The 12,518-nt window shown below is 39.4% G+C and carries 9 protein-coding genes, 1 tRNA gene and 1 pseudogene; 2 read left to right on the top strand and 9 right to left on the bottom strand.

Annotated features, from left to right (window positions below; translation table 11 throughout):
* Nucleotide 1: 1 nt before the first annotated feature.
* The 5 genes from FTV11_RS11175 to crp form a co-directional block, all read right to left on the bottom strand.
* Nucleotides 2–1,552, bottom strand: a complete 1,551-nt coding sequence (locus FTV11_RS11175) for a GH3 auxin-responsive promoter family protein (protein ID WP_180007877.1) — start codon at nt 1,550–1,552, stop codon at nt 2–4.
* Entirely contained in the window at nt 1,552–2,388 is an 837-nt protein-coding gene (locus tag FTV11_RS11180; protein WP_306669391.1) for a hypothetical protein, read from the bottom strand. Before FTV11_RS11180 ends, FTV11_RS11175 begins: the two co-directional genes overlap by 1 nt.
* A gap of 225 nt (nt 2,389–2,613) precedes the next feature.
* Nucleotides 2,614–5,193, bottom strand: coding sequence for an ATP-dependent chaperone ClpB (gene clpB / locus FTV11_RS11185; RefSeq protein WP_168377776.1), 2,580 nt, complete (start codon nt 5,191–5,193; stop codon nt 2,614–2,616).
* A 347-nt stretch (nt 5,194–5,540) separates the two neighbouring features.
* A complete protein-coding gene (locus FTV11_RS11190) occupies nt 5,541–6,590 on the bottom strand; it encodes an NADP(H)-dependent aldo-keto reductase (RefSeq protein WP_180074006.1) in 1,050 nt (349 codons plus the stop codon).
* A gap of 203 nt (nt 6,591–6,793) precedes the next feature.
* Nucleotides 6,794–7,504 carry a cAMP-activated global transcriptional regulator CRP gene (gene crp, locus FTV11_RS11195; protein WP_078191819.1) on the bottom strand — a complete coding sequence of 237 codons (711 nt, stop codon included), beginning with the start codon at nt 7,502–7,504 and terminating at the stop codon, nt 6,794–6,796.
* Between the two features lie 148 nt (nt 7,505–7,652).
* On the opposite strand from crp, the gene FTV11_RS11200 reads away from it, so the two are divergent.
* Together FTV11_RS11200 and FTV11_RS11205 are read left to right on the top strand one after the other, a co-directional pair.
* Complete coding sequence (locus tag FTV11_RS11200) at nt 7,653–8,081, top strand: OsmC family protein (RefSeq protein WP_180009335.1); 429 nt, start codon at nt 7,653–7,655, stop codon at nt 8,079–8,081.
* A gap of 124 nt (nt 8,082–8,205) precedes the next feature.
* Nucleotides 8,206–8,406, top strand: a pseudogene (locus tag FTV11_RS11205) (IS5/IS1182 family transposase); the annotation flags it as partial.
* Between the two features lie 86 nt (nt 8,407–8,492).
* Here the strand turns inward: FTV11_RS11205 and FTV11_RS11210 are convergent.
* From FTV11_RS11210 to FTV11_RS11225, 4 genes are all read right to left on the bottom strand, one after another.
* A tRNA-Val gene (locus FTV11_RS11210) sits at nt 8,493–8,569 on the bottom strand.
* 32 nt (nt 8,570–8,601) lie between these two features.
* Nucleotides 8,602–10,614 carry a DUF3488 and transglutaminase-like domain-containing protein gene (locus tag FTV11_RS11215; RefSeq protein WP_180074007.1) on the bottom strand — a complete coding sequence of 671 codons (2,013 nt, stop codon included), beginning with the start codon at nt 10,612–10,614 and terminating at the stop codon, nt 8,602–8,604.
* 3 nt (nt 10,615–10,617) lie between these two features.
* Nucleotides 10,618–11,523 (bottom strand): DUF58 domain-containing protein, encoded by a 906-nt coding sequence (locus tag FTV11_RS11220; RefSeq protein ID WP_180074008.1) that lies wholly within the window; start codon nt 11,521–11,523, stop codon nt 10,618–10,620.
* 12 nt (nt 11,524–11,535) lie between these two features.
* Nucleotides 11,536–12,492, bottom strand: coding sequence for an AAA family ATPase (locus FTV11_RS11225; RefSeq protein ID WP_180074009.1), 957 nt, complete (start codon nt 12,490–12,492; stop codon nt 11,536–11,538).
* Between the last annotated feature and the right edge of the window lie 26 nt (nt 12,493–12,518).

The raw sequence follows: 12,518 nt of genomic DNA on the forward strand, positions 1-12,518 counted from the left end.
CTCAATACTCAATTATTTTTGTTTTCATTTTCTTAAGCGGCTCAGGCTTAATATTCCCTTCAATCATGCCATTGTTCATGGCTAATGTTTTGTAGTAGTCCCATGCATCTTGTACATGAACCACTTCAGGTTCATCCAACTGCCCTAGATCGCGTGCCAATTCATAATGAAAATTATGTTTAAGCAAACGGTCTAGTGCTTGAGCGGATGGTTGTTTATCTACATTGCCTTCACTGAGTAAAATATAGTGCGGTTTTTTAACCGAACATTGTTCGATACCCAAGATACTAATCGGCAAATAATCCGCTTGTTTAAACTCTGCAAGAACTTTAACTGCAGCATTGTGGTCGAGCTTTTCTCCGACCAAATCTACTGTCATTTTACGACCTAAAAATTCGAAACATGGCACTTGCTGATAAAAGTCTGTGACTTCTAATTCATCATCAATCACATAACGAATTAATCCTGAACCTGTCGTGATCACAGGACTAACAATATCACCTACTTTCAGTTGCCACGATGGCACCACTTTTTGGCTGTCTTGCAAAATAAATTCATAAAAATGTGACTGATAACTTAAGGTAAAACGGTTTGCAAATGGAATCGTCACTACGCCTTCAGTTGCCCATAAACCTTTACCCTCAAATGCCACCCCTGCAATTCGTTGCTGTAGCTGTACTGCCCATTGCTCTGCGCTCGCTGTATCCCAACTCGAAACCAGACTGAGTTTAGGCCACAGTTTTTTCCACGCCGTTGCTTGGGTTAAATCCAAGTCTTGTAAGCGATAGCATTGTTGACAAGATTTAGGAACTTGCAGAAAACTCAAACCATCACGTTGCCATTGTCCAGTTTTTAAGACCTGTACAATTTCAGCTTGATGTTCTTGAATAATATCCAGCAATTGCAATGCAAATGTAGGACTCCATACCGAAATCATGCCTAAATGCTTATCTGCAACGAGATACACCGCGGTTGCAAACATGGCATCTTCGGCTGAATTTGCCATCGCAATTTCAGTCGGTACCGATTGAGTAATTTTACTCAACACTCGCTTCGACAGATTAAGCAGCGCACTGTCATCATTTAAATTACTATTTTCTAAAAGCTTTCGCTGGCTTTCAGGCAACCATGAAACCGACCAATAATGCGTTGAATTTTTAAGTTGTGGGTGTGTCCGATATAAATTAGTCAGCCATAAACCAATAGCCTCATCCAGTTCATCTAAAAAAGCCTGAGTATAGGGAATGAATTTAATTGCTTCACTCGACCCACTGGTCGGTTGAAACCGTACAATTTTTTCAGGCCCCAAACTATTTTTGCCACTTTGTCTGGATTGTTCAATTTGGCTTTTCCAATTGCTATAACGAGAAAGCGGATACTTTTTGGCAAATTGCTCATAGCTTAAATTTTGCGAAATGTGCTGTTTTAAAAAATGGCTTAATTTTTTACGTTGCACATTTTCTAGCTGATTTGCCTGCTGTGTATAGCGTTGAAACGCTTTGCGGCAGGCAATATTCAAAACTTGATGTGCAGTGGTGAGAAGCAATCCCATTAGGCCACCTTCGAGTCAGAACCTGTCGCAATATGTAATGTACGTGACTTATAACGTAACTTGCTATCATGTTTGCTCACACTGGTGGTCTTGGTTAAGAATCGATTCACATAACGGTATAAATCGCTCCAGCGTAATTCACCAATGCACGGAAGTTCTGTTCCATCGACCCAAGTTGGGTTCTTATCTTCAAAGAAAGCTATCTTGGTATTATTTTCGCGCATTTCATGGGTGATGGGCGCAACATCTGCTTTGAGTGGTTGATAGTCTTCGCCAAAATTCAGCAGACCCGTTTCGTGGTTATAATATTCTGAGAAGTATTCTTTACAGTACGATTCAACAAAGTCTTTGAGATGAGCATTTTTCTCACCATAGTGTGGATAGTAGCTGTAGTAGTTATTGGCTAAGAGCAGATAAGTTTTAAAGCCTTTAGAGATTAAAATCCAATATATAGGTGTTCTTGGATGACGAAATTTAAAACTAATAATATAACGGAACATTGCTCTAGTTAATGCACGATTTCCCCAATACTCTTTCTCAATAATGGTATCTCCACTGAAAAAAGCATGTCGGGCTTTACCATCAACAACAAAGTCACGTTCCATAACCGTCGAAAATCCGACAATTTGATTATTTTTCGGTTCAATAATAAAAAAAACACCGGTTTTTTCTAAGAAGTCGCGTTCAAAAATTTCATAACGGGTATTGGCATAATACTTTTGATAAATACCATACATACGTTTGAGTTCTTGAACAGTGATGTCACCAGTATGTTTATATAAACTATAAGGTTCTTTTTTGATCTGCCTAAGCAGTTTAAATTCCATCATAATCATAATTTCCTGTTGCCATTCATTCTTGATGAACGCGCGATATTGTTTTTGTTTTACAGAACACAGTCATCTCGTTGGATGCGTGCGGACGTCATATTAGTGGGTGAAAATGATGAAATGCAATCAACTTTACGTATTTAAACGAAAATCACGAAAAGCGTAAAATAAAAAAACCCGGCCTAAACCGGGTTTCTGTTTTTACAACTGAACGTGGCTAATTTGTACCTTTTAATTGAGTTTCATCTTGTCAAAACTTAGGTGATCTCCTTCCGCTTGAACAACAATCGTATCGCCCGGTTGGAACGCGCCTGACAAGATTTTCTGTGCCAGTGTATTTTCAACTTGTTGTTGGATGGCACGTTTTAGAGGACGTGCACCATATACAGGGTCAAAACCAGCATCGATAAGTAACTCAAAGGCACTATCTTCAACTGCCAAACTCATGTCTTTGTCAGCCAAACGTGAACGTAAACGATCCAACTGAATATCTGCAATGCCACGAATTTGCGCTTTTTGTAAAGAATGGAAAACCACTAGCTCATCAATACGGTTCACAAATTCAGGACGGAAATGTTCAGATACAGCAGCCATGACCACAGCACGAACTTCGTCTTTCGACGGGTTTTCACCTAATTCACGAACATCGGTTGAACCTAAGTTCGAGGTCATCACGATTACGGTGTTTTTGAAATCAATCACACGACCTTGTGAGTCAGTTAATCGACCATCATCTAACACTTGAAGCAAGATGTTAAAGACGTCTGGATGGGCTTTTTCAACCTCATCAAACAACACCACACTATAAGGTTTACGACGTACAGCCTCAGTTAATACACCGCCTTCTTCATAGCCCACATAGCCCGGAGGAGCACCCACTAAACGGCTCACCGAATGCTTTTCCATAAACTCTGACATGTCGATACGAATAATCGCATCATCACTGTCAAATAAGAAGTTACCTAGAGCTTTGGTTAACTCAGTTTTACCTACACCTGTTGGCCCAAGGAATAAGAATGAACCACTTGGGCGGTTTGGATCGGATAATCCTGCACGAGAACGACGCACCGCATTTGATACTGCTACGACCGCTTCATCTTGACCGACTACACGGTTATGTAAGAACTCTTCCATGTGTAAGAGTTTTTCACGTTCACCTTGTAGCATTTTTGCAACAGGAATACCTGTAGCTGCACTTACCACTTCAGCGATTTCATTTTCAGTGACTTTGGTACGAATCAGTTTCGGCTCTTCATTCACCTCCGCAATTTCTTCTTCATTCAAGCGTTTTTGCAACTCAGGAATGACTCCATATTGCAAACGGCTCGCTTCTGCTAAATCACCTTCACGTTGTGCTTTTTCAAAGGCAGTACGTGCTTTATCTAACTCAATTTGAGCTTGATTCGTTCCGTCAACCAGACGTTTTTCCGCAATCCACACTTCTTCCAAATCGCTATATTCTTTTTGAACTTCAGCAATTTGTTTCTCCAAATGCTCAACTTCAGCTTTTGAGACTGAATCTGCATCTTTTTTCACCGCTTCAAGTTGCATTTTTAACTGAATTAAACGGCGATCTAAACGGTCAAGTGGCTCAGGTTTTGAGTCAATTTCCATTTTGATTCGTGATGCTGCTTCATCAATCAAATCAATGGCTTTATCTGGCAACTGACGGTCTGTGATGTAACGATGCGACATTTTTGCCGCAGCAATAATTGCAGAGTCTAAAATTTGCACACCATGATGGGTTGCATATTTGTCTTTTAGACCACGTAAAATCGCAATGGTGTCTTCCACGCTCGGTTCATCAACAATCACTTTTTGGAAACGGCGTTCTAATGCCGCATCCTTTTCGATATATTGACGGTACTCATCTAAGGTGGTTGCACCTACACAGCGAAGTTCGCCACGTGCCAACGCAGGTTTAAGCATATTCCCTGCATCCATTGCACCATCACCTTTACCTGCGCCAACAAGCGTATGTAATTCGTCAATGAAGAGAATGATCTCGCCATCATATTTGGCCAAATCTTTTAGAACTGCTTTAAGACGTTCTTCAAATTCACCGCGGTATTTTGCACCTGCAAGCAATGAACCAAGGTCGAGTGAAAGTACACGTTTACCTTTCAGACTTTCAGGAACTTCGCCATTGACGATACGCTGTGCTAAGCCCTCAACGATTGCTGTTTTACCCACACCCGGCTCACCAATCAGTACGGGGTTGTTTTTACTACGGCGTGATAAAACCTGAATGGTACGGCGAATCTCTTCGTCACGACCAATGACCGGATCTAGCTTACCTTCTAATGCACGTGCATTGAGGTCTAAGGTATATTTGTTGAGTGAATCACGTTGATCTTCGTGGTTATTACTCATGACTTGTTCACCGCCTCGTATTTGTTCAATTGCACTACGTAATTTATCTGTCGTTACGCCTACACTATTTAATAAGGTTTTGGTTTTACCCGTTTCAGCTAAACCGAGAATCACCCAATCTGTAGAAAGAAACTCATCTCCAGCTTTTTGCGCAAAACTATCGGCTAAATTTAGCGCTTTGACTGCTTCAGGATTTAGGTTGATGTCCCCTGTAGGCGTCGCAATGGTGGCGGTATCCTGTAGGGCTTGCTGAAGTTTGGTTTTTAACTCAGGAAGATTAGCACCTGCCTGTTGTAACAAGCTTTGGTTCGAAGGCTCTTCAAGCAATGTCGAAAGAATATGGATTCCTTCAATGGCTGTATGGTCTTTCCCCATTGCTAAAGATTGGGCATCGGATAATGCTTGCTGCAAACGGTTTGTGAATTTTTCGAATCGCATTCTTGTTATTCCTCACAACAAATTCTGTACTTGAAGCATATATGGGAGTCATATTTAAAATTTCAAATACATTTTTTAAATATTTTTCAATGAGTTAATTTTAAGATAAAGATAAATCTCAATTATAATATTGGTATAAATAGAATACTTTTCAAGTCATTTATTGAAGAATTTAGTACTTTATTATATTGTTTAAATACATATGTATTTTTAGGCAATTTTCTTGTCAACTCAACTGACTTTCTGACAATAAAATTCAATGATTTTCCATTTGCTTAAATAATACAAATGTCAAAAAAGCCCACATTTACATGCAGGCTTTTGCTTAATCCACTAAAAAGTTCAGCTTAAGGTGCAGGATTTGGCTGTTGGCGATGAATAGCTTCAATCCCTTTTAAAATGTCTTCTGATAAATTCACCTCAAAAGCATCAATATTTTCTTTCAACTGATCTAGATTTGTCGCACCAATAATTGTACTGGTGACAAAAAATTGCTGCTTAATAAATGCTAGTGCTAACTGTGTCAACGTTAAACCATGTTGTTCAGCCAATTGTGCATATTGTTCTGTTGCCCATTCACTCTCCGCATTTGAATAGCGGCTGAAGCGTGAAAATAGTGTCACTCGAGCATTGGCAGGACGTGCACCATGACGGAATTTACCTGTTAGATAACCAAATGCTAAAGGTGAATATGCCAATAAGCCCACGCCTTCGTAGTGTGCAATTTCAGATAAACCGATTTCATAAGTACGATTCAACAAACTATATGGATTTTGCACACTGACAATTTTTTCTAAACCATGCTTTTCTGCAAGTTGTAGGAATTTCAACGTTCCCCATGGCGTTTCATTAGATAGTCCAATTGAGCGAATTCGACCTTTTTTCACCTCATGACTTAAAGCAACTAATGTTTCTTCTAAATTGGTAATAGTTTGCGTACTGTTTGCTTCGGCATTGCCATAACCCAATTTACCGAAAAAGTTGGTTGGACGTTGCGGCCAATGCAACTGGTATAAGTCAAGATAATCTGTTTGTAAGCGCTGAAGAGAATGATCCAGTGCAGACTCAATTTCCGAAGCAATAAATTTAGTTTGCCCGTCACGAATATGACTACCGCCTTGTGACGGCCCTGCAATTTTTGAAGCTAAGATTATTTTATCGCGGCCACCGCGAGCTGCAATCCAGTTACCTATAATAGTTTCAGTCGAACCTTGGGTTTCAGGTTTCGGCGGGACAGGATACATTTCTGCAGTATCCCAAAAGTTAAGACCACGCTCTAAAGCATAATCCAGTTGCTCGAAAGCTTCTGCTTGGGTGTTTTGTTCACCAAACGTCATGGTGCCTAAACAAATTTCTGGAACTAATATGCCTGTATGTGCCAATGGTTTAAATTGCATGCCGCAAATTCCCTCTTTATTTTAAATATCAATATATAAGTCACGAAGTAGCTTACATAAGATATCGGCTTTGTTTAAATCATAATTTTCTGTTTATTTGTCAAAAAATGTGAGAAAGGTTGCTTCCGCTATAATAGTGAGAAATGAATGGACATAAAAAAAGCAAACCCCTGAGTTTGCTTTTTTTAGATTCGGAAGACTGATTATTCTTCGTCGTCGAAATCGTCAGAAGCCAATTGGCTTTTCTCTTCAAGCGATGCATCAAAAATTAGAATCGCTTTACCATCAGTTTCGATCATGCCTTGCTCTTCAAGTGTTTTTAGAACACGACCAACCATTTCACGGGAACAACCCACGATACGACCAATCTCTTGACGAGTAATACGAATCTGACGACCATTCGGCAAAATCATTGCCTCTGGTTGTGAAGATAAATCAATTAAGCAACGTGCAATACGACCTGACACGTCGATAAACGCAAGGTCAGTTACTTTACGCGTCGTATTTTTAAGACGGCGTACAAGCTGTGCAAATACCGCATAACTTAAGTCTGGGTATTGTTTACTTAATTCATGAAAGTTTTCATAGGTAATCTCAGCAATTTCACATACATCACGCGTACGCACTTCTGCAGTACGCTGTGCATTTGCTTCGAATAGACCCATTTCCCCAAAAAAGTCACCCGCATTTAAGTACGCAACCACAATTTCACGCTCATCATCTTCGCGTAAAATGATAGATACTGAACCCTTAAGAATTAAATACAAAGATTTAGATTCTGAGCCCGCATCAATGATTGTTGTACGTTTTGGGTAACGATTAATATATGCACGTTTTAATAATGCCTTCACCGACTCAGGTAACTGCCCCGGAGATAGCGCATCTGTGCTAAGTTGTGAAAAGTTTGAAGTCATGCTAACAGTTTCCGAATATGGATAATTTATAGATCGCACAAGACCTAAAGTGAACTTGTCACACGTAAGAGTTGAAATTCCTTATCAACTCAATTTATGTTAGTGTACAGGTACTGCGTAAATTTATAGCTTTTTTTAGGGACTTGCAATGCAAACTAGTGTTCATTGGCTAGAGAATGTTGCTTTTGAAGCAAAAACTCAAAGTGGTCACACTGTTATGATGGATGGATCACAAGAATATGGCGGTGAGAACCGTGGTCCGCGCCCAATGGAACTGATTTTAACAGGACTTGGTGGTTGTGCATCTTTCGATATTGTGACGATTTTAAAGAAAGCACGCCAAGACATTACCAATGTTCGTTGTGAATTAAATGCAGAACGTGCCGACACTATTCCTGCTGTATTCACTAAAATTCATTTGCACTTTGTAGTCACTGGTCATGGCGTGAAGGAAAAGCAAGTTGCAAAAGCGGTTGAACTTTCTGCTGAAAAATACTGCTCTGCTAGTAAAATGCTGATGGATGGTGGTGTAGAAATTACCCATGACTTCGAAATTTTAGAAACTGAAGATGCATAATTTATTTGTTCAATTAAGAGCCGCATAGAATGCGGCTTTTTTGTTTCAAATAATCCGCTATAGCATACATTGTATAAAGCACTGCTATATAGTCATAAACGCAGAAATATGAGCCAAAGAAGTAGCGAATATACCAAGGAAAACGAATAGCCAATCGAACAATGACCATATGGACTGGTATTTATATAAAATCAGGCATTTAGTTGAAAATATGTTTTGTAGATTAAAGCAATTTAGAGGAATAGCTACTCGATATGACAAGCTCAAAAGGAATTATCAAAGTTCTGTTGCTTTAGCCTGTATATTTTTATGGCTACCTTTATAGGGTTAATTATGAACAGTAAATGTCAACAGACCCTAATAATTTCAGATAAAAAAAAGCAGAATCATTTTGATTCTGCTTTTTGAATTTGGTAGGTTTAACCAGATTCGAACTGGTGACCTCTACGATGTCAACGTAGCGCTCTAACCAACTGAGCTATAAACCTAGAATGCGTAGAATCATATTCATTTTTATTTTTTATGACAAGCCCTTTTCTGACTTTTTTAAACTTTGCGTACAAGTTTTAAGCAAAGCCTTAAAATATTGAATATCATGAGAACTTAGCGCGGTACCTACATAAATTTCCTGCTCAAATAACGTAATAACTTGTTCAAATGCCGCCCTTTCCTGTTCAGGTACATTTTCAGCCAAACGTTGTAACCAATGCCGAAAACTTTCAGAAGCCACTTTTTGCTGGCTCAAGGGTAAATTCTTAGCAAACTTGGCAATTTCTCTTTCAAGAGAGCTTAGGCTTTTTCTTTTTTTCCACAAAATCCATATAAAATATAATGCTACAATGCCACCAATACTCAAAATAAGAATTAAAACACCTGCATAAGCAGAATTTGTACCGAGCTTTTTAAACCATTGTTGCTGTGATTCTGCATTGTAACCCACTACTTTACTCTGCCATTGGTAACTCGCATAATCACTCCATACACGGACTTTTTTCAACATCGAAAATTGTTGATAGGCCCAAGTCGACTGCTGTCTCCCAAAAATTGTCCGATCTTGTTCCATATAATCCTGCATCCCACCATCGATACGCTGAGGTGCGATCATGGCTGTAGGATCAATTCGACGCCAATGTTGATTGACATAAACCTCTGTCCACGCATGTGCATCGAGCTGACGAACCTCCCAACTTTTTCCATCTGGTGCTAATTGACCACCTTGATATCCCACGACAATACGCGATGGAACACCAACATAGCGCATCAACATTGCAAAGCTCGAAGCAAAATGTTCGCAAAAGCCCTGTCTTGATCCAAATAAAAAATCATCTATCCGATTTTGCCCCAATACACCTGGGCTTAAGGTATATGCAAAACGATTTTGTTTATACCATTGCAAAACTTCGGCAATATAACGCTCAGGATTTTGACGACTTCGCTGCCATAAAGTTTGGGCCAATTGTTGTGATTGAACATCCAAGTTTTCAACATAGCGAGTGTTTAATTTTTCAAGTAAAGCTACATTTTTTATTTGTGGCGGCTCTGCACTTCCTAACCATTTCAGTTGAATCGGCTCTGTACGTGCTGTTAATCGGTAGGGTGTAATTCGACCATCTTGACCTAATGCAAAACGTGCTTCATTGGGAACGGATTGCTCCAACGACATAATCCACATCACAGTTGGGTCGGCAGCCAAATATTGATAATTCAATGTCCGCTTGGGTTTTAAATCAGCTGGATTCAGCTGTATAACGTTCTGGTTAAAAAAATGACTAGTCCATTTAGAACCATCATATTCATCTAATGCCATCGCCCGCCAATACAGCTCTGTACGTGTTGGCAAGGCTTGAATATCACCAATTATACGAAAAGCCAAACTACTCGACTGTGATAACTCAGCAATATCGCCCGGAGACATGCTGTCACTGATTCCCGTTGTGGCTTTATTTTCAGGAATAGGAATATGCCATAGCGGCGGCAGGCGTGGAAAAAAGAGAAACAGCAAGATAAAGAATGGAACAGCTAAGGCAATAAATTTACCCACATGCCCAATATCTTGTTTAATCGCTTGTATTTCACCGCCAGAGTTTTGCCTAAAACCAACGGTCTGTAAACGGTATAATCCAATAAAGCAGCTCAACAACGCCAACAAAATGACCAATGCCATGGCAAAAGACTGGCTAAACAAAAAACTACTGGCAATCACAAACATCGCAAAGTTAAATAAAATAATTACATCACGACGTGTTTTTGTTTCTAAAGATTTAGCAAATAAAAATGTACTAAGTACTGTAACCCCTGCATCAACACCAATAAAGGTTTTATGACTTATGTAAATGCTGAATAAAGCTATCAATGTCAGCACATAGGTTAAAATTTTAGAAAATGGTTTTTTACTGGCGCGGGTATTGAGTAATAAAAAAAGCCAAATGACTAAAAATACTAATGATGTCACCACTGGTATATAAAGCATTTGCGCAATGAGCACTAAAGCTAACGTTAGTAGTATGGAGCGGCGTATGGTATTTTCAATCATAAATCAAGCCTGCGCCAATAACCGTTTAGCTTCGGAAAAATGCATTGCTCCAGTGCCTGATGCTAACTCAGCATTAGGTAAATACAGTGCATATTGATCGTGATTTTGCTCAGCCTGCTCGACCAAACCCATCATAAGGCTAAGTTTTTCTTCATGACTTTGAGCTGGCATATGGTGATAATGAATCTCCAATTTCTTTAGATCTTCATATTGTTCAAAGACTTTCACATATAAGCCTTGTCCTCGTGCTGCTTGTTTCCAAGACACCGCATGAAGTGAATCCCCCGTCTGAAAACTCCGTAATTCGCGAAATTCATCAAGATCAGGTTCAAAGTTTTGCTGTTGTTGCTTATTTTCAACGGAATGCCAACTGGCTTGAGGTGCAACCCACGCTGGTTGCTGTACGTACAAATACGTCCAGGCCCGAACCAAACCAAAGGGATAAACACTATAAATTTGTATGGGTGGAATCTGAAAAAAACCGCGTTGGCTGGTTGTAAAATTTAATTGAAAGCCATGCTGTTGCGTATTGAACAATAATTTATGTAGCTGATTTTCAGTTTTAATCCACAAATATCGCGCCTGTTCAGCATCTTGCTTAAAGTAAATTTCGACCGAGAGTAATTCACCTGCTTGCGGTGTATCAACAACATTTATTTGAATCTGCAACGCATGAAGCTGCTTAAAAGTAATATAGAAACTAATACTCAATACGGCGCTAATTAAAAAGCAAAAGCCTAAAATCAAATTATTGGCATAATTCACACCTGCAATAAAAGTGATGAAAATTAATACCAAATACAAGTAGCCTTGCTGATAGATAAAGATCAAGACATCTTTTTGAGTCAGCTGCTTGTGCTGATCGATTTTAAATCGACGTTCAATCCATTGCTGCCACATTGAAGCCAAGGTTCAACTCCTTTATTGAATCGAAACTTGTTCTAAAAGCTTAAAGGCTTCAAGATCTGACAACCCAATTCGATGAGATACCACAGCTGTAAAAACGGCTTGTACATCGTCAGGATTCACATAATTTCGCTGCTCAATCAGCGCATAGGCTTGCGCAGCTTTCTTTAAGGATAAAACACCACGCGTAGAAAGACCATGTCTCCCTTTACGTGTTTCAGCAGCAAGATCCAAAATGTAATCCATCAAACGATCACTCAGATGTATCTGCTCGACAAAGCCTTGTAGTTGTAAAATTTCTGATTCATTAAAGATATGTGCTAATGCCGCAATCAGATCATGGCGTGAAGTTTGTTGGAGCAATAATTTCTCTGCCTGACGCGATGGATAACCTAAAGACAAACGCATTAAAAACCGGTCCAACTGGGACTCAGGTAAGGCATAAGTACCACTTTGAAATAAAGGGTTTTGTGTCGCAATCACCCAAAATGGTTGAGGCAAAGCATAGCGCACACCATCAACCGTCACATACCCCTCTTCCATCGCTTCCAATAAAGCACTTTGGGTCTTTGGACTACAACGGTTGATTTCATCTGCCAATAAAATTTGGGTAAAAATCGGCCCAGATTTAAACTCAAAATGATGTTCTTTTTGATTAAACATATTTACCCCAATCACATCGCTGGCCAGCATGTCATTGGTAAATTGAATCCGTTGAAACTTTAATCCCGCCAAATGTGACAAGGCGCTAGATAATGTCGTTTTTCCTAAACCAGGTAAGTCTTCAAATAGCACATGCCCGCCTGCCAATAGACAAGCTAAAGCCAATTTGGTTTGCTGATTTTTATCCAAAATAATTTGGTTAATTTGTTCGAGGAATGTATTTATTTTCGGGTAAAAAGGCGCAAGGCTCTCCTCACTTAAAAGCGTTGATGTATTATTTTGTTGGCTTTTCTCTGATACCCAAAACACCTTTTATTCCCCAATAAAAAAGTTAA

The organism is Acinetobacter sp. YH12231 (assembly GCF_013417755.1).
GTDB lineage: Bacteria > Pseudomonadota > Gammaproteobacteria > Pseudomonadales > Moraxellaceae > Acinetobacter > Acinetobacter amyesii.